This window comes from Pseudonocardia hierapolitana (assembly GCF_007994075.1).
Lineage (GTDB): Bacteria > Actinomycetota > Actinomycetes > Mycobacteriales > Pseudonocardiaceae > Pseudonocardia > Pseudonocardia hierapolitana.
Window position 1 is genome coordinate 2,582,013 of record NZ_VIWU01000001.1, and the last position, 17,606, is coordinate 2,599,618.

Sequence of the window (17,606 nt, forward strand, 5' to 3'; positions counted from 1 at the left end):
TCTTCCCTGCTGGTGGCCCCGCGGTTCAGGAAAGCCACATTCAGGGCCTCGTAGGCCAGGAATGTGGCTTTCCTGAACCAGGGAGGCCCCGGCTACGGGCGCTCGTGGCGGCGGCGCATCTCCCGCGTCAGGTCCTCGGCGCGCCGGACGTGGACGTCGGGAACCTGCGCCACCAGCCGGTCGACTCGCTCGCCCACCAGGGTCAGCTGCGCCCGCAACTCCCGTGCGGCGGGCGCCTCGGGAGGGGACGGGGCGCGGCCGAGATACGTCTCGAGGCACTCCGGCAGCTCGACGCGCACGATCTCGGCGACGTCGGCGAGCCGCTCCGGCGCCGCGATCCGGTCGGTCTCCTGATCGGCCACGTCGTCGAGCCGATCGAGCACGAGGCGGAGGGCGCAGATGATCCGGCCGACGTCCGCGACCGCGCCTTCCGGGAGGGCTCCGGACCGCGCCTCGGCCCGGCCGAGGATGGCGGCGGCCTCCGCGCGCAGCGCGTCGGTCAGGCGGGGCTCGGCCGGCTCGCCCGGCGGGTCGCTCGGCCCGACGAGCGCGCCCACCCCGTACAGCCCGGCCGCGACCACCGGCCACACGTCGCCGATCACGCCGGCGAGATGCAGTCCCACGCCGGCCAGCGCGCCTGCCATCCCCGCGATGTTCTTCCGCGAGCCGAGGTAGCGGCGCACCCGGTCAGACATACCCGCGGATCTCCTTGAAGACCTCCGCGAGCGGCGCCGTGCGCGCGTCGAAGGTGCGCCCGCCGGTGAGCCGGGCGACCTCCTCCATCTCCTCGGCGTCGGTCTCCCCGAAGAGCACGCAGAACACCGGCACCTCCCGCAGCGCGGCGGGCCGGGCTCCGGCGAAGAGCCGGAACGCCTCGATGTCGGCACCCGATGTGTTCTCGCCGTCGGTCATCAGCACGATGGAGGTGAACCGGTCGGGGTCGGCGGCGATCTGCTGCTCCGCGATCCGGTACGCCGCCTGCAGGCCGTCGTAGATCGCGGTCCCTCCGTCCGGCTGCAGGGCGGCACCCGCGTCGGCGATCCGCTGCCGGTCCGGGCCGGGGTCGTCCTCGGCCACCGTGAACGTCTGCGGGGACCCCGGGCCGGTGGAGAACGGCAGCAGCGTGACCTGCTCCCGGCCCCGGAACCGGCGGTACTGCCCCGTGAGCGAGGGGTCCGCCCCTGCGAGGCCTGCGAGCGAGCGCCGCAGCGCCCCGATGCGCTCGTCGCCCGCCATGGAGCCGGAGGTGTCCAGCACGTAGATCGTGCGCGACGGTCGGCGGAGCTTGTCGAAGTAGCTGGTGAGCAGCGCGTCGACGACGTCGGCCTGCGCCGGGAACGGCAGCTCGACCGCCGTCCCCGCCGGTGCGGGGAGGACGCCGGGGACCGCGGGCCTGCGGTGGGTGCGCTCCGCGATCGCGCGCTGCACGTCCGGGGTGCGCAGGTGCTCGGCGAGCCTGCGGTGGGCGTCCTTCGCCTCCGGGGAGGCGGCGGCGAGCACGGTGAACGGGTAGTCGGCCGTGACCACGCCGTCGGCCGGTCGGACCAGCTCGAGCGGCTCGGGGACGGTGCCCGCGGCGTTCATCCCCTCCAGGACCGACTCGTAGTTGATCAGGCCGTCGACCGGCTCTCCCGGGTCCGCGCCGGTGGCCCGCCGGACGTATGCCTCCTGCAGGAAACCGGACGAGCCGGCGGCGAGCGTCTGGGCGGCGAAGAAGTCGCGCAGGGCGGGCACCGTCGACTCCGCCTGCTCGCGGGTGAGCGCCGATCCGGCCCCGGCCAGCGCCGTCGCCACGGCCACCACCGCCGAGAAACCCGAGTTGGACGCCGACGGGTCGGTCATCCCGTAGGTGAACTGCCGGGCACCCGCGGCCGCTGAGATCTCGGCCCACGTGACGGGGCGGCCGACCCATCCGAGGCGCTCGGCCACCGACCGCCGCAGGCCGAGCACGACGGGCGAGGACATGATGTCGGTGGCCGTGCCGAGCCGCGCCTGGGCCGCCGGCTGCAGCGCCAGGTAGCGGTTCGAGGAGAACCAGATCGCGTCGTGGCCGGCCTCCGCCGTCCCGGACGCCACGGCCTCGGCGCCGTCCAGCGTGCCGACGGGATCGAGCTCGATGCGCACGCCGGTGGCGGCCCCGGCCTCCGCGAGGACGGGCTCGAGGTCGAGCAGCTCGCTGCCCGCGAGCACGCGCAACGTGACCGGCGCGTCGGACGGGCCCACCGCCAGTCCCGGGCCGTCGCCACCGCCCCCGTCACCGCCGCAGCCGGCCACGAGGGCGAGCACCGCGGCCACGACCGCGATCCGCCTCACGGCGCGCATCCGAGCAGCGTCAACATGCCCTCCAAGGTGTCGAACGACGGTGGCTCGACGACGTCGACGAGCTGGGGTGGTTCCGGCAGCCCGCGATCCCGGAACGCCGCGGCGAACGGGCGGGGGTCGGTCGGCCGGAACCCGTGCTGCGCGGCGAGCTCCGCGAGCTGCGGGTCGCTGGTCAGCAGCTCCCCCACGCGGTCGCCTGCGGGTGAGAGCGGCACCAGCGTGTGCCGCGAGAAGATCGTCGGGCTGGGGTAGAGCAGGCGCGCGTCGGCGGGCAGGACCGGGTCGGGCGAGAGCGCCTCGGCCAGGTACTGGGCCTCGTAGACCAGCGCCATCGGCACCCGGCCCATCCCGGCCGACAGGTAGTCCTCGAACAGCACCTCGGTGGTGGGCGGCAGGTAGCCCTGGTCGCGGAAGAGCGGCTGGACCGAGGGGGTCACCTGGGCGGCGACGCCCTGGTCGGCGACCACCCCGTCGGCGTTCGCCACGTAGGAGGCGATGCCGAGGTACATGGCCGCCGAGTTGGACTGGCACGGCGCGGTGGTCGAGAGCAGCACGTCCTTGCGCGCCGGGAAGGTGGTGTTGCCCGGCAGCTGATCCCACCGGGTGCCGGCCGCGGCGAGCTCCAGGTATCGGCGCACGTCGAAGCTGGAGCTGCCGGGGGCGACCACGCCCGCCTGCGTGAGCAGGTCGACGATCGGCGCGAACGTCGCCACCGCCATCGGCGAGGAGAACGGGGCGTACGTCCGCGCGGTCGGGCGCTGCGCGAGCAGCTTGTCTGCGGCGGGCGAGCTGGACGGGAAGGCGAAGTCGTAGCCGTCGAGCCGCACGGTGGTGGCGATCTGGCGCGAGCCGGCCGGGTCGGCCCGCACGTCGAGGCCGTGGGCCAGGAAGGCGTTGCGCACCCGCTCGTCGGCGAAGAACGCCGCCTTCTCCGACCCGATGACGCCGCTGACCACGGTGGGAGCCACCGGCTCCGGCTCCTGCCCGCCGACGTCGCGGAACACCACGAACCCGATCACGCCCAACAGGACGAGCGCGAGCAACCAGCTGAGGACCCGCCTGCCGGAACGCCGGCCCGCCGGAGCGGTCATGCCGTGATCGTCACCCGTCCGAATGAACGAGCCGTGAACACCGGGCCCCGACTTGTGCCGCCTGCCGCGTCGAGACCGCGAGTCGCGTCTCAGCGCCTATCGACAGGGCGTTGCCGTCTCCGCGCGGGCGATCCGGCAGAGCTCCAGCGCTGCGGGGCCCGCCCGCTCCTCGGCGCCGACCGCGACCGCCACCTCCCAATCGATCTTCACAGCACCGGGGAGCGGACGGACCGCGAGACCGGCCGCCGTCTTCTTGCGGGCGACCGACTCCGGCACGATGGCGACGCCGAGGTCGTGGCGGACGAGGTCGATGAGGCCGTGCACGTCGTTGACCTCGAGCGCGACCTCGCGTTGCTGGCCGGCCCGGGCGAACGCCCGGTCGCCGAGCCTGCGGATGCTCCAGTCGGGCGGGAAGTCGACGAAGACCTGGGCGGCGAGGTCGGCCCACGTCGGCTCGCCCACCGCAACGGTGTGCTCGGGGTGGCACAGCAGCACCATCGGGCTGCTCGCCACCGGGAACAGCCGGACGCCGTCCGGGACCGGGCCGGTGATCGCGACGAACGCGACGTCGACCCGGTTCGCCGGGATCTGTTCGAGCAGGGCGAGCGAGCCCTCGTGGCGCAGCCGGACGTCGACGCCGGGATGCTCGGCGCGGAACGCCGCGAGCACCGCGGGGACGTCGACGCCGGTGACGCCCTGTTCGGTGCCCGCGACGACCGTGCCGCGCAGCAGGCCCCGCACCGCGTCAGCGGCGTCGCGCGCCGCGGCGGCGCCGGCGAGCGCGCGCCGCGCGTCGGCGAGCACCGCCCGCCCGACCTCCGTGAGCTCGACGTGGCGCGTGGACCGCACGAACAGCGGGGCGCCGAGCTCGCGTTCGAGCGCCCGGATCGAGGCCGAGAGCCCCGACTGCGACACCAACGCGCGGCGCGCCGCCCGCGTGAAGTGCCGCTCCTCTGCGACCGCGACGAAGTACTCGAGCTGGCGCAACTCCACGACTGAGAACTGTAGGTGCTCACTGCGAACAGATCCATCTGTTGGACAGGTGAATGCGCCGCCGCGAGGATCGGGACAACGCCGAAGACAGGAGGACGGGTGTCACTCACGACAGCCGAGCTGGGTACGACGGGTATGGAGCTCACCAGGGTCGGGTTCGGGGCCTGGGCGATCGGGGGCGGCGGCTGGGCGGCCTCATGGGGCCCTCAGGACGACGACGAGTCGGTGGCGGCGATCCGGCACGCCGTCGCGTCGGGCGTCAACTGGATCGACACGGCCGCGGTCTACGGCCTCGGGCACTCCGAGGAGGTCGTCGGACGCGCTCTGGCGGCGATTCCCGACGGCGAGCGGCCGTACGTGTTCACCAAGTGCGGGCTCGTCTGGGACGACGCCGACCGCACCGCGCGGCCGCGCCGGGTGATGGAGCCGGCGATCGTGCGCCGCGACGTCGAGGCGTCGCTGCGCCGGCTGGGCGTGGAGCGGATCGACCTCTACCAGGTGCACTGGCCCGCGGAGGACGGCACGTCGCTCGAGGAGTACTGGCAGGTCATGGTCGACCTGCGCACGGAGGGCAAGGTGCGCGCGGTCGGCCTGTCCAACCACGACGTCGACCAGCTCCAGGTGGCGGAGAAGATCGGCCACGTCGACTCGCTGCAGCCGCCGTTCTCGGCGATCAAGCGCGCCGCGGCGCGGGAGCTCGCCTGGTGCCACGAGAACGGCACCGGCGCGATCGTCTACTCGCCGATGCAGTCCGGCCTGCTGACCGGCGCGTTCACGGCCGAGCGGGTGGCCGCGCTGCCCGCCGACGACTGGCGCAGGAGCGGCCCCGAGTTCACGACCAACCTGGACCGCAACCTCGCCCTCACCGCCGCCCTCGAGCCCGTCGCGCAGCGCCACGGCGTGTCGCTCGGGGCCGTCGCGGTGGCGTGGACGCTCGCCTGGCCGGGCGTCACGGGCGCGATCGTCGGTGCCCGCAGGCCCGAGCAGATCGACGGCTGGATCGCGGCGAACGACCTGATGCTCACCGCGGAGGATCTGACGGAGATCGCAGAGGCGATCGCTCGCACCGGGGCAGGAGAAGGTCCCACCCAGCCGTGACTCGACTCACGATCCCCCGGCGGCGAGCGTTGCGGCGTACAGCTCGCGCTTCTTGACGCCCGCGGCTTCCGCGACCGCGGCGACCGCGTCCTTCATGCGCTCCCCGTCGGCCACCCGCTCCTGGACGGCGCCCACCAGCGACTCGACGGTGGGCGCCTCCGCAGGCGCGGCACCGGCCAGCACCACGGTGATCTCGCCGCGGACCGGGCCGTCGGCGGCCCACTGCGCGAGCTCGCCGAGCGGCCCGCGCAGCACCTCCTCGTGCAGCTTGGTCAGCTCGCGGCACACCGCGGCGGCCCGGCCTCCGCCCAGCACCTCGACGGCGGTGGCCAGGGTGTCGGCGAGCCGGTGCGGCGACTCGAAGAACACCACCGCCCGGGCCTCGGCGGCGAGGCCGGCCAACCAGCGTCGGCGCTCGCCGTCGCGGCGAGGCGCGAAGCCCTCGAAGCAGAACCGCTCGGCCGGGAGCCCGGAGAGCACGAGCGCCGTGGTCACGGCCGACGGGCCCGGCAGGCACGTCACCGGGAGGTCGGCGGCCGCGGCCGCGGCGACCAGCCGGTAGCCGGGGTCGGACACGGCGGGCATGCCGGCGTCGGTCACGACGAGAACGGTCCGTCCCGCCCGGACGTCGTCGAGCAGCCGGGGCAGCCGCGCCGCCTCCACCGCGTCGTAGTGGCTGATCACCCGCCCGGTCACCGCGACACCGAGCGCCGCCGCGAGCGAGCGCAGCCTGCGCGTGTCCTCCGCCGCGACGACGTCCGCCGTGGCCATCGCGTCGCGCAGGCGCTGGGAGGCGTCGCGCGCGTCTCCGAGCGGCGTCGCAGCGAGCACCAGCCGACCGGGACCTGAACCTGAGGACACGGGCCACAGCCTACGATCAGGCGGATGGTCACCCGGGCGGTCGAGGGCTTGCGCAGCCGCGCGGCCTCCGGGGACCGGCCCGTCGAAGGCGTTCAACCGCTCGGGGCGAGCCCGGAGGTCGCCCCGCGCCCGCTCGACCCCACCGCCGTGCTCGGGCCCCCGCCACCCGCCGACCGCCTCCGCGGCTGGATCGTCACGATCGCACTCACGCTCGTCGCGGGCGTCGTGCGGTTCGCCGGACTCGGCTACCCGACCGACGGCGGCACCCCCGTCTTCGACGAGAAGCACTACGTGCCACAGGCGTGGCAGATGCTGCGCAACGGCGGGGTGGAGGACAACCCGGGCTACGAGCTCGTGGTGCACCCCCCGCTCGGCAAGCAGCTCATCGCGCTCGGCGAGCTGCTCTTCGGCTACGACGGCTTCGGCTGGCGCGCCGCGTCCGCCCTCGCCGGGACGCTCACGGTGCTGCTCGTCATCCGGGTCGGGCGCAGGCTCACCGGCTCGACGCTGCTCGGCGGGATCGCAGGCATCCTGCTGATCTGCGACGGCCTCTCGCACGTGCAGTCTCGGATGGGGATGCTCGACAGCTTCTCGGCGTTCTTCGTGCTCGCCGCGTTCGCCGCCCTGCTCTGCGACCGTGCCGACGTGCGGGCCCGCATGGCGCTGGTGGTCACCGAGGGCCGCGTCGACGACACCCCGTTCGGGCCGCGGTTCGGCGTGCGGTGGTGGCGGCTGCTGGCCGGCGCGCTGCTCGGATGGGGCTGCGCCGTCAAGTGGTCGGGGTCGTACTGGGTGGCGGGTTTCGCGCTGCTGGTGCTGCTATTCGACGTCGGCGCCCGTCGGGCCGCCGGGGTGCGGCGGCCATGGGTGGGCACCCTGCGGCGCGACCTCGGGCCCGCGCTGTGGGCCCTCGCCGTCGTCCCCGTGCTCGCCTACCTCTCGGCGTGGTGGGGCTGGTTCCGCAGCGAGACCGGCACCGACCGGCACGCCGTCGGCATCGATGTGGGCACCGGTGGGCCGTGGTCGTTCCTGCCCGACGCCCTGCGCTCGCTCTGGTACTACAGCGGCAGGGTGCTGGAGTTCCACTCCGGCCTCACCACCGAGGCCAGCGGCGTGCACCCGTGGGAGTCGAAGCCGTGGACGTGGCCGATGGGGCTGCGCCCGATGCTCTACTACTACGCATCGGGCGACCACGTCACCGGCTGCGGCAGGACCGATTGCATCAGCGCGGTGATGCTGATCGGCACCCCCGCCCTGTGGTGGCCCGCGGTCCCGGTGCTCGGCTTCGCCGTGTGGCGGCTGCTCTCGCGCTTCGACTGGCGGCACGGGGCGGTGCTGCTCGCGTACGCAGCGGGCATCCTGCCGTGGTTCGCCAACATGGCGCGCCAGATGTACTTCTTCTACATGACACCGCTGGCGCCGTTCCTGGTGCTCGCCACGGTGCTGGCGATGGGTGCGGTGCTCGGGCCGGCGGGCGCCGGGCGCGAGCGGCGCCAGACCGGCCTGCTGGTCGTCGGGCTCTGGACCGGCCTCGTCGTCGCCAACTTCGCATGGCTGTGGCCGATCCTGATGGGCGTGCCCATCACCCCGGAGATGTGGGACGCGCAGCTGTGGCTGCCGTCCTGGCGCCAGTGACGATCAGGCCGACGATCAGGCCGACGATCAGGCCGACGATCAGGCCGCGGACAGCAGCGCGCTCGCCGTCAGGGCGAGCCCCGCGCTGAGCAGCTGGGTGCGGGTGAGGCGCTCGCCGAGCACCACGCGGGCCAACAGGACGACCACCACCGGGTAGAGCGAGACCACGACCGCGCTGATCCCCAGGTCGCCGAGGCGAGTGGCCACGAGGAACAGCACGTTCGCGACCGTGTCGAACACGCCGCTCACCACCATCAGCACCACCGGGCCCCGCGACCTCGAACGGCCGACCGGCCGCGTGGATACGCCGCCGGACTCGCCCGCAACCGGCGCGAGGCTCACGGCGCGGGCCCGGCTGCGGGAGGGCAGCGGCAGGTGGTGCCGGAGGACGAGGCCGGTGAGCAGCACCACCGAGGCGGTCCGGCCGGCGAGTAGCGGCCACAGCCCGGAGTCGTCCGGCGCGGCGTCGACCCCGACGAAGAACAAGCCGAAGCCCACGCCCGCGGCCAGTCCCAGCACCACGCCGGTGCTCGCGGCCCGGTCGTTCCGGGTGCCCGTCGTGGCCAGCAGGATGGCCACGAGCGCAACCGCGACGGCGAGCACCGCCACCGGCCCGAGCCGCTCACCGCCCACCAGCCCGACGACGAGCGGGAGCCCCGCACCGACCACCGCCGACAGCGGGGCGACCACGCCCATCGGCCCGACGGCGAGCGCCTTCAGGTACAGCAGGAGGCCGGACACCCCGGCGAGTCCGGCTATCACCCCGAACCCGAACGCCGGGGGCGACGGTCGCCCCGCGACGAAACCGATCACGAGCAGCAGGGTCAGCAGCCCGGCGGCCTGCGCGACGACCGTGACGACGAGCACGGACGCTCGTCGCGCCGCCATCCCACCGGTGAAGTCGGCGATGCCGTAGGTCACGGCGGACGGCAGGGCGAAGGGCAGGGACATCGGACCTCGGTTCAGCACAATCGACTTCGAAGGACAGCGAAGTTGACGCTAGCTGACGGGCCAGAGGAAGTACAACCAACTATCCGCCAGGGTCCGGCAAACTGTCCCCATGCAGTCCCCGGAGGATGTCGCCACGGCCGTCGGCCGCAACGTGCGCGCGCTGCGCCAGCAGCGCCGGATGACGATCGACGCGCTCGCCGCCGCGGCCGGTATCAGCCGCGGCACCGTCATCCAGATCGAGACAGCGCGCGGCAACCCCAGCATCGCCACGCTCACCGGGCTCGCCGCCGCATTGCGCGTCGGCGTCGCGTCGCTCGTCGAGGACGCCACCGAGCCGCGGGTGATCGTCCGACGCGCCGCCGAGGCCGCCACGCTGTGGAGCAGCACGGCCGGCAGCGCCGCGGTGTTCCGGATCGGCACCGACCCGCCGGACGTCGTCGAGCTGTGGGACTGGACCCTCCAGCCGGGCGACGGATTCGACGGCGAGGCCCACCCGATGGGCACCCAGGAGGTGCTGGGAGTCCTCTCCGGCCGGCTCGGCCTGCGCGTCGGCGCCGCCGAGCACCAGCTGGACACCGGCGACACGGTCCTGTTCCAGGCCCACGCGCCGCACCGCTACTCCGGCATCGGCGACGGGCCCGTCCGGTTCATGATGGTGGTGCTGCAGCCGGGCGACGCGGGCCTCGTGCCCCCGACCAGCATCGCCGAGGCCGACCCCGTCCCCTGATCCCGCGAGTCGCGGTCTCCGTGGGCGCGAGTCGCGGTCAGCAGGTGTCGTGGCGCAGGGTGCGGTGGACCGGGTCGACGGCGAGGGTGACGGCCTCGACCTCCGACCGGTAGACACAGGGCCCCGTGCGCACCTCGACGGTGTCGGCGTCGACGAACCGCACCTCCGACGGCACGGGCCCGGCCTCGACACCCTGGTAGACCACCGCCTCCTGCTCGAACACTCCGGTGCCGGCGCGAACCACGACGGCATATACCGGGCGCGCCGCCACTGGCTCGGACTCGACGACCACGAGCCGCCTGCCGGCGTCCGTCACCTCCGACACCGAGCGGTTCTCGACCGTCACCTGCGTCGCGAGCGCCACGATCCCCACCCAGCCGAGCGCGGCGACCGCGCCGAGGCCCAGCACGATCAGCCGCACCACGCCCCGGGGCGCGAGCAGCGCGAACGCCGCGGTGACGAGCAGGACGGCGAGCAGCACGGCGGACGCGGTGAACCACCGGATGTGGCGCAGGTGGAACGGGTCGGCGAGCGCGACCCCGGCCACCACGACGGCGATCACGGCGCAGGCCGCGAGGACGAGGACACCGCGCAGTTTCCGCACGCGGGCATCCTGCCGTGCCCGAACACCGAACGCTTGATTCGTCTGCTGAACACGGGGTCGGCGTCAGACGCCGGCCGCCGGCTGCCACTCCCCGATGCCGCCCCGCAGGCCGTGGCCGTCGCGGATGAGCGGCACGACGGTGGTCCGCTCCCGGATCCCGTACCCCCGTTCGCACCCCGCGTCAGGCGAGCCCCGCGATACGCGCGCCGATCGCGCCGAGCACGAGGTCGAGCCCGAAGGCGAACCGGTCCAGCGCCCGCTGCAGCGTGTACGGCAATGCGACGCTCGACACCGCGAACGCCCCGGCGGCCTCGAGCGCGGCGAGGCGGGGGAAGCGCCCGTCCATGCGCTCGGCGAGGAGCGGGGCGCGCCGCTCCCACCACTCGTCGTCGCTGCTCCCGGTGGCGGCGGGCGCCTGCTCGGCCTCGACGACCGCGGCGGCCGCGCCCCGCGTCTGCGCCTCGACCGCCGCGACACAGCCCGCGATCTCGATCCCCGTGAGCCGCGTTCCGTCGAGCAGGCCCAGAGCGGCGTCGTAGCGTTCGATGACGTGCGGTCCGAAGACGGTTCGCGACGTCGCGACCTGCAGGAGCCACGGGTGCGCGCGGTACGCGGTGAGATCGGTCGTCGCCAGGTCGTGCAGCCCGGCGCGCCATCCGGCGTCGGCGACGGGCAGGGGCTGGGTCGCGGCGATGCGGTCGACCATGAGCTCCAGCAGCTCCGCCTTGCCCGGCACGTAGGTGTAGAGGGTGGCGGGGCCGATGCCGAGCTCCTGCGCGAGCGCGCGCATCGACAGGGCCGCAGGGCCCGCGCGGTCCGCCTGGGCGATCGCCGCGTCGACGATCCGCGGGAGCTCGAGCCGCTGCCGTGGCCCGCGCCGGGGCGTGGGCGCGCCCTCCCAGAGCAGGGCCACCGTGCGTGCGGGGTCGCCCCGCCCCGCGTACTCCATGCCTTCTCCTAGTGCTGATACTCCGAACACCGTACGGTGTTGTGGTGCCCTCCGCGACGGTGATCCCCGCCCTGCCCTGTCGGGACCTCGACGACTCCCTGCCCTTCTACCGGGCGCTCGGCTTCAAGGTGACCTACCGCCAGGAGCGCCCCAACCCGTACGCCGCCGTCCGGCGCGAGGACATCGAGCTGCACCTCTTCGGCGTGCCGGGATTCGATCCGGCCGAGTCGATGCACACCGTGATCGTCCTCGTGCCCGACACCGCGGCGCTGCACGCGGCGTTCGCGGCCGGCCTGCGCGAGGCCTTCGGGAAGGTGCCGGTGTCCGGGATCCCGCGGATGACGCGGCCGCGGCGGATGCAGGGCACGCGGGGCGGGTTCATGGTGATCGACCCCGGCGGGAACTGGTTGCGCATCAGCCGGCAGCGGACCGCGTCGGACGCCGACCTCGACGGTGGCCCCCAGGACCGGCCCGCGGAGGAGGAGGGGCGCATCGCCCGGGTGGTCGCCGCAGCGGCGCGCCAGGCCGACTCGCACGGCGACGAGGCGGCCGGGATCCGGATGCTGGAGAGCGGCCTCGCCCGGCACGCCGACGCCCCGCCCGCCCAGCGACTCCCGGCTCTCGTCTACCTCGCCGAGCTGCACGTCCGCACCGGCGACCACGACGCCGCGGCGGCGGTGCTCGCGCAGATCGATGAACTGGAGCTGTCCACCGCGGAACGCGAGACCCTCGCCGCCGACCTCGCGATCGCCGCCGAACTGCCGAACACCTGACCCCTGCCCGGGCTACGCGACGTCGCGGCTGTACTGGTCCTGCCCAGGGTCGAGGTGCCAGCTGCGGATGCGCCGGGGATGGATGCGGATGACCTCGTTGCTGAACCAGCTGCCGCCGTACGCGGGCGGGGCGTGGTCGGTGAGCAGCTCGGCGACGCCGCGGATCTCGATGCCGCGCCCCCAGCCGGGCTTGACCGCGCCGGGCTCGTCGGGCGTCATGTCGTCCACGAGGAAGGACACCAGCGGGTTCACTGCGATGTTGCGCCACCTCTGGGTCTTGCTCAGGTCCGGCCCTCCGATGTCGATGGTGCCGTCCTCGTTCACCGAGAAGCCCAGGGCGGTCAGCTGCGGGCCGGCCGGCCCGGTCGTGGCGAGCCGGCCCAGCCGCGGGCCCTTCAGGTAGGCCAGCTCGTAGTCCGTGAAGGTCATGGTCCGAATCGTCGGACCTGAACCTCGGTCGAGGTCAAGGGGGCGCCACCAGCGGTGATCGCGGGGTTCACGCGGGCGACAACGGCGAGCGGAAGGCTCAACCCGTCCGTGTGACCGGCGATCCCAGCCCCAGCACGCGCCCCCGGGCCCGGCCGCGGTCGAAGCGGCGCTGGCGGAAGCTGTGCACCTCCTCCAGGACGACGGCCAGCAGGATCAGCGGTATCCCGATCAGGCCGATGACGTTCAGCGGCGGCAGGCTCAGGTCGTTGATGCCGGCGAGGTCGACCTCGCCGCGCACCGACTCCAGCGCGTGCACCTGCGAGTCCGTGAGGAGGAACGGGCTTCCGGTGCCGGTGTTGACGCCCACGTCCAGGGTCTCGATGGCGACACCGGTGGCCTGCACGAGATCGGGTGAGCTGGAGCTGATCCCCGCCTCCGAGGCGTTGATCGTCGTGTGGCTGATCGTGGTGGCGGCCTCGGCGTCGATCCCGGTGGCGCCACCGGTGATCAGCCCACCGACGATCCGCGTGCCCGGGCCGGCCGTGCGCACGGCGTCGGATTCGACGTTGTCGGCCACCAGCCCCGTGATGACGACGCCGGTCGTGTCCGGCTTGGCGACGACACCGTCCCGGCCGCCGGCAACGGTCAGGTCGGTGAGCCGGGCGTCGTGCGCGCCGCGCTCGATCCGCACCCCCGTGCTCGAGTCGCGGACCTGGACCCCTTCGAGGATGGTCCGGCTGCCTCCGATGGAGATGCCCGCCACCTGGGCGCCCTGGAAGGTCGAGTCGATGATGCGGAACCCGGTGGTGCTCTTCTCGACCGACGCCCCCCAGCGGCCGTCGAACGTGCGGACGCGGTCGAGCGTGATCCCGCTGCTGGCCACGTGGGCGAACACGCCCACCCGCTGGCCGGTGGCCGTGAAGTCGGTGACGACGACGTCCTTGCTGCCGCTGATCTCGAGCCCGCCGTCCTGGTCGCCCGTGGTGGTGACGGCGGTGACGCGAGCGCCCGTCTGCCTCTTGACCGCGAGGCCGTAGCCGCCGTTCCCGGACGTGGCGATGCCGGTGATCGGGCGATCCGAGCTCTCCCCGGTCACCAGGACGCCGTCGCCGCCGTTGCGTTCGGCGCGGATCCCGGTCAGCGTCGAGGCCCGGTCGCCTGCCAGGACGAGGCCGTTGCCCCCTGACTCGCTGACGGAGACGTCGGTGAGCCGCACGCCGTCCGAGCGCCGCAGCTCGAGGCCGCTGCTGCCCCGCTGCACTGCGACCCGGGTCAGGAAGCCGGTGCTGCCGGGGTTGAACAGCACCGCGGCTCGGCCGTTGTCGTCGGCTGCGGCCGGAGCGCCGAGGTCGCTGACGATGAGGTCGGTGCCCTCCAGCCGACCGCCGGACGAGGCCACGATCGACGGGCGACCCGCGGCGGTGGCGGGCACGGCCTGCCCGGTGGCGGGATCGACGGAGGTGACGGTGAGGCCGGCGAGGGTGAGCGCTCCGCCGCCGGTGTGGATGGACGCCGCGGCGGCGGACGTCGCTCCACCGGCCAGTCGCAGGGTGTGCACGCCGGGGCCGGCGACGTCGAAGGTGGTGCCCCTGGTCAGTACGACCGTCGCAGACAGGGTCGCGACGCCCTCGCCGATGGTCAACCAGCTCGCAGGCAGGGCGCGATCGAGCTCGGCCAGGTCGACGGACGTGCCACCGAACGGGACCCGCCGGCTCAGCCGCCCGGCGACGAGCACGTCGAGGGAGGTGGGACGCACCGTCACCATCCGGCTCGGGCGGCCCCGCGACGCCCAGGCCGCCGGGCCGCGGACCTGCGCGGTCGTCGTCGGCGCAGGCGGCGACTGCGGGGGCACCTCGTCGACGGCCGCCTCCATCTCGGGGTCCTCCGTGCCGGGATCTCCCTCGGCCGGGAGCGCCGCGGAGTGCACGGCCTGCGCGGCCGTTCCGGCAGGCGCGGCCAGCTGCCACACCGTCGCAGCCCCGGACACGAGGCTGACCCCCACGGCCAGCGCCAGAGCGAGCACGCCCCTCCCGCGTCGGCCCTTCCTGGCGGTCATGCCGGAATCCTTTCTCGCTCCGTGGCCGGCACGGGCAGTTCGAGCGCGCCGGGCGGCGCGGGGATCGGTACGGCGGCGACCGGGTCGCTCCCGGTGCGGACGACCTCGCCGTTCTCGACCGCGACCTGGCGGGTGCCCCATCGCTGGGTGCGGATGGTGACCAGTGCGTAGATCTTGATGAAGGCCATCACCCACGAGACCGCGACGTAGCCGAGCACGAAGAAGAGGGACGAGGGGCGCCTGCGGATGTGGGGAAGGAGCTTGGCGGCGCGGCTGAGCTGCCACCACGCCACCAGCACCACGCAGAAGATCCAGTTTCCCTGGAGGAGGGAGTAGACGAAGAAGCCCGGGCCGAGCAGCAGCGTGAAGCCGGACAGCCCCTTGTCGACCATCGTGTAGGCGAGGAACGGGTGGCGCCACACCCACGGCTTCGACAGGGCCCGCAGGTCGGAGCGCCAGGTGTTGCGGGCCCAACGCAGCCGCTGGCGGAAGAACACCCTCCACCCGGTGGGGAAGGTGGACAACACCTCTGCGGTGCGCTGCATGTAGGTGAGGTGGCCCCGCTCCAGGGTGAGGGTCGTGAGCCGCTTGTCGTCGCCGGACAGGCAGGGAACGCCCCAGAACGTCTCGGCCATGAACTCCTCCTCGATGTCGAGGAGGATGCGGCGGCGGTACACCGCGGTCCGCCCCGACAGGCAGGACACGGCCCGGCCGAGCCGGGACTGGGCGGCGTTCTCGTCGAAGTAGCGGTGGTCGAGGAACATGTCGGTGATCCGCGCCAGGAACCCGCTGCTGCCGTAGACCGACTGCCGGGTGCCGACCCCGCCGATGCGCGGGTCGGCGAACGGCTTGCGCACCTCGTCCGCGACGTCGGGGGCCCAGATGGTGTCGGAGTCCACCAGGGCGACGAGCTCGGTGCGGGCCGCCCGCCAGCCGCGCCGGAGCGCGTCTCGCTTTCCCGGGACGTCGGTGATGATCACCTCGACGGGGTAGCGGGCGGCGACGTCCTGGCAGATGGTGTCGGAGACGTCCACCACGAGGACGATCTGGTCGACGCGGTTGGCGAGCCACGACTCGATCGCGGTGGCCAGGATCTCGGGGTCCTCCTGGTACACCGGCACGACGATCGCCAGCGATGCGGGGTGGTCGCCGGCGATCGGCGTGTACGTCACGGCGGGGATCCGGCGGATCAGCCAGGCCCCCCACCGGATCAGCCCGAGCACTCCCAGCGGAGTGCCGAGCACGTAGTAGACCAGCGGCAGGTTCATGCCTACTCGCTCTGCGCTTCCTGCAGCTCCTTGTCACCGTGGGCAGCGGCCCGCAGCTGGGCGTGGTCGGCGGCCCGCTCCGCGATGTCGGCCGTGTCGATCTCGTGGTCGACGATCTCGGCCAGCCGGTCGTTGACCTCCACCACGGCGGACAGCAGCGGCATGTCCACCCCGACGGTGTCGGCGAAGCCGAGGAAGCCCTGGGTGTCCTTGGGCAGGCAGACCCCGCCGTAGGGGGCACCACCGCGGATGCCGTACTCGGGGTTGATCGAGCCCTCGGCCGAGCGGGCCACGGTGGCGGCGATCGGGTCGAGGTCCAGGCCCAGCTTCTGGGCGACCAGCCACATCTCGTTCCAGAAGCTGATCTTGGTGGCGTTGAAGATGTTGTGCGCGCACTTGATGAACTCGGCCTCGGCCGGGTCGGAGAAGGTGCGCAGCTCGCCACCGAAGGGGGACAGCAGCTCCCGCAGCCGCTCGACGTTCTGCGGGTCGCGGCTGGCGATGATGGTCATCCAGGGGTTGGCGAAGTCCTCGGCGGCCGAGACCGCGCGCAGGAACTCGGGGTTGGAGGCCAGCCCGAAGCCCTCGTTGGCGACCATCCCGGAGTTCTCCTCCAGGGTGGTCTTGACCAGGCCCTCGGTGGTGCCCGGGGGAACGGTGGAGCGCACGACGACGGTGTGGCGCACGGGGGAACCGGCGAGGGCCTTGCCGACCGATGCGGTGCCGGCGCTGAACGCCGACAGGTCGTAGCGGTGCCCGTCGTTCGGCGTCGGCAGGGTCAGGAAGATCAGCGACTCGGGCTCGCCGGACAGGTCGATCTCGGTGCGGACGTCCAGTCCACGCGCAGCCAGCTCGGCCACCCGCGGGGCCGAGATGTCGATGAAGGTCACCTTGTGGCCGGCGGCGAGGAAACCCTCGCCCGTGGCCGCGCCGACCACGCCCGAACCGACGATGAAGATCCGCGAAGACTCCACGGGGATACCTCTCACATGCTTGGAGCCGGCCCACCGGGGAGCCGGACGAGGATGGAACGGACATGAAGCTTCAGTCAGCGACAACTGGCTGGGCGGCTCTCCGTTGGGCCGCAGGCATGGCCGGGTCGGGCGGCGACGGTCTACCCGATCGCCCCGACGAGACCGGACCCCCGCGCCGTTACTTCAACCATGTAGCTTCAACGCTGAAGCAAAGCTAGCGGTTACGCGATCAAGACAACAAGTTGGGTGTGCGGTCAGTCACTTCAACCGTGAAGTAAATCTGGCTAGACTCCGCCAGGTGGAGACCACCGAGCAGACCTGGCTGACCGAGGAGGAGCTACCAACCTGGCTCACACTCGTCGGCGTGCTGATCAAGCTGCCGGCGGCGCTCAACGACCAGCTGCAGCGCGATGCCGGGATGAACCACTTCGAGTACTGGGCCCTCATGGCGCTGGCCCTGCACGAAGGCCACTCCGTGCGGATGAGCGAGCTCGCGGTGCTCACCAACGGCTCGCTGTCACGACTGTCCCAGGTGATCTCCCGGCTGGAGAAGCGCGGCTGGGTACGCCGCGCACCGGACCCCACCGACGGCCGCTGCACCCTCGCCATCCTCACCGGGGACGGCTGGGAGCAGTTCGTCGGCTCCTTCGAGGCGCACTCGGGAGAAATCCGTCGGCTGGTCTTCGATCCGTTGACCAAGGCACAGGTACGGCAGCTCCGCGAGATCGGCCACCGCATCCTCCGGGCCGTCAACCCGGACGGCCCGGACCGCCCATCGGGCTTCAAGCCGGAGATCGGTGGCTTCTGCCCGGACACCGTCTGCTGACCACGTTCCTGGCCGGACGGTAGTTCTACGGAGGCCGGCCTGCCGTCGG

Annotated in this window: 17 protein-coding genes; 5 read left to right on the forward strand and 12 right to left on the reverse strand. The window is 73.3% G+C overall.

Annotated elements, in window-relative coordinates:
• Window positions 1–92: 92 nt before the first annotated feature.
• The 4 genes from FHX44_RS12270 to FHX44_RS12285 form a co-directional block, all read right to left on the reverse strand.
• Window positions 93–695 (reverse strand): hypothetical protein, encoded by a 603-nt coding sequence (locus FHX44_RS12270; protein WP_147255906.1) that lies wholly within the window; start codon window positions 693–695, stop codon window positions 93–95.
• The gene (locus FHX44_RS12275) at window positions 688–2,322 is read right to left on the reverse strand and encodes a vWA domain-containing protein (protein ID WP_246170332.1); all 1,635 of its coding nucleotides are present in this window, start codon (window positions 2,320–2,322) and stop codon (window positions 688–690) included. Before FHX44_RS12275 ends, FHX44_RS12270 begins: the two co-directional genes overlap by 8 nt.
• Complete coding sequence (locus FHX44_RS12280; RefSeq protein ID WP_147255908.1) at window positions 2,310–3,413, reverse strand: hypothetical protein; 1,104 nt, start codon at window positions 3,411–3,413, stop codon at window positions 2,310–2,312. The genes FHX44_RS12275 and FHX44_RS12280 overlap by 13 nt, the downstream gene beginning before the upstream one ends.
• A gap of 96 nt (window positions 3,414–3,509) precedes the next feature.
• A complete protein-coding gene (locus tag FHX44_RS12285; RefSeq protein WP_147255910.1) occupies window positions 3,510–4,406 on the reverse strand; it encodes a LysR family transcriptional regulator in 897 nt (298 codons plus the stop codon).
• A gap of 99 nt (window positions 4,407–4,505) precedes the next feature.
• Here FHX44_RS12285 and FHX44_RS12290 point away from each other — a divergent pair, with 99 nt between their 5' ends.
• A complete protein-coding gene (locus FHX44_RS12290; RefSeq protein WP_246170333.1) occupies window positions 4,506–5,504 on the forward strand; it encodes an aldo/keto reductase in 999 nt (332 codons plus the stop codon).
• A 6-nt stretch (window positions 5,505–5,510) separates the two neighbouring features.
• Here FHX44_RS12290 and rsmI read toward each other — a convergent pair whose 3' ends face one another.
• Window positions 5,511–6,365, reverse strand: coding sequence for a 16S rRNA (cytidine(1402)-2'-O)-methyltransferase (gene rsmI / locus FHX44_RS12295; RefSeq protein WP_147255912.1), 855 nt, complete (start codon window positions 6,363–6,365; stop codon window positions 5,511–5,513).
• Window positions 6,366–6,389: 24 nt separating this feature from the next.
• Between rsmI and FHX44_RS12300 the strand changes: the two genes are divergently transcribed.
• Entirely contained in the window at window positions 6,390–8,000 is a 1,611-nt protein-coding gene (locus FHX44_RS12300; protein WP_147255914.1) for a dolichyl-phosphate-mannose--protein mannosyltransferase, read from the forward strand.
• Between the two features lie 39 nt (window positions 8,001–8,039).
• Here FHX44_RS12300 and FHX44_RS12305 read toward each other — a convergent pair whose 3' ends face one another.
• Entirely contained in the window at window positions 8,040–8,951 is a 912-nt protein-coding gene (locus tag FHX44_RS12305; RefSeq protein ID WP_147255915.1) for an EamA family transporter, read from the reverse strand.
• 109 nt (window positions 8,952–9,060) lie between these two features.
• On the opposite strand from FHX44_RS12305, the gene FHX44_RS12310 reads away from it, so the two are divergent.
• Window positions 9,061–9,678 carry a helix-turn-helix domain-containing protein gene (locus tag FHX44_RS12310; RefSeq protein WP_147255918.1) on the forward strand — a complete coding sequence of 206 codons (618 nt, stop codon included), beginning with the start codon at window positions 9,061–9,063 and terminating at the stop codon, window positions 9,676–9,678.
• Between the two features lie 37 nt (window positions 9,679–9,715).
• Here the strand turns inward: FHX44_RS12310 and FHX44_RS12315 are convergent, their stop codons facing one another.
• Window positions 9,716–10,282 (reverse strand): hypothetical protein, encoded by a 567-nt coding sequence (locus tag FHX44_RS12315; RefSeq protein WP_147255919.1) that lies wholly within the window; start codon window positions 10,280–10,282, stop codon window positions 9,716–9,718.
• A 181-nt stretch (window positions 10,283–10,463) separates the two neighbouring features.
• The gene (locus FHX44_RS12320; protein WP_147255921.1) at window positions 10,464–11,231 is read right to left on the reverse strand and encodes a TetR/AcrR family transcriptional regulator; all 768 of its coding nucleotides are present in this window, start codon (window positions 11,229–11,231) and stop codon (window positions 10,464–10,466) included.
• Between the two features lie 44 nt (window positions 11,232–11,275).
• Between FHX44_RS12320 and FHX44_RS12325 the strand changes: the two genes are divergently transcribed.
• Complete coding sequence (locus FHX44_RS12325; RefSeq protein ID WP_147255923.1) at window positions 11,276–12,004, forward strand: VOC family protein; 729 nt, start codon at window positions 11,276–11,278, stop codon at window positions 12,002–12,004.
• Between the two features lie 12 nt (window positions 12,005–12,016).
• Here the strand turns inward: FHX44_RS12325 and FHX44_RS12330 are convergent, their stop codons facing one another.
• The 4 genes from FHX44_RS12330 to FHX44_RS12345 form a co-directional block, all read right to left on the reverse strand.
• On the reverse strand, window positions 12,017–12,433 hold the full coding sequence (locus tag FHX44_RS12330) for a PPOX class F420-dependent oxidoreductase (protein WP_147255925.1): 417 nt from the start codon (window positions 12,431–12,433) through the stop codon (window positions 12,017–12,019).
• Between the two features lie 97 nt (window positions 12,434–12,530).
• Window positions 12,531–14,489: a right-handed parallel beta-helix repeat-containing protein gene (locus FHX44_RS12335; protein WP_147255927.1), complete on the reverse strand. Its 1,959-nt coding sequence runs from the start codon at window positions 14,487–14,489 to the stop codon at window positions 12,531–12,533.
• The gene (locus FHX44_RS12340) at window positions 14,486–15,757 is read right to left on the reverse strand and encodes a glycosyltransferase (protein ID WP_147255929.1); all 1,272 of its coding nucleotides are present in this window, start codon (window positions 15,755–15,757) and stop codon (window positions 14,486–14,488) included. Before FHX44_RS12340 ends, FHX44_RS12335 begins: the two co-directional genes overlap by 4 nt.
• A gap of 2 nt (window positions 15,758–15,759) precedes the next feature.
• Complete coding sequence (locus tag FHX44_RS12345; protein ID WP_147255930.1) at window positions 15,760–16,731, reverse strand: 2-dehydropantoate 2-reductase N-terminal domain-containing protein; 972 nt, start codon at window positions 16,729–16,731, stop codon at window positions 15,760–15,762.
• 298 nt (window positions 16,732–17,029) lie between these two features.
• Between FHX44_RS12345 and FHX44_RS43215 the strand changes: the two genes are divergently transcribed.
• Window positions 17,030–17,557, forward strand: a complete 528-nt coding sequence (locus tag FHX44_RS43215; RefSeq protein ID WP_246170334.1) for a MarR family winged helix-turn-helix transcriptional regulator — start codon at window positions 17,030–17,032, stop codon at window positions 17,555–17,557.
• The last annotated feature ends 49 nt before the right edge of the window (window positions 17,558–17,606 follow it).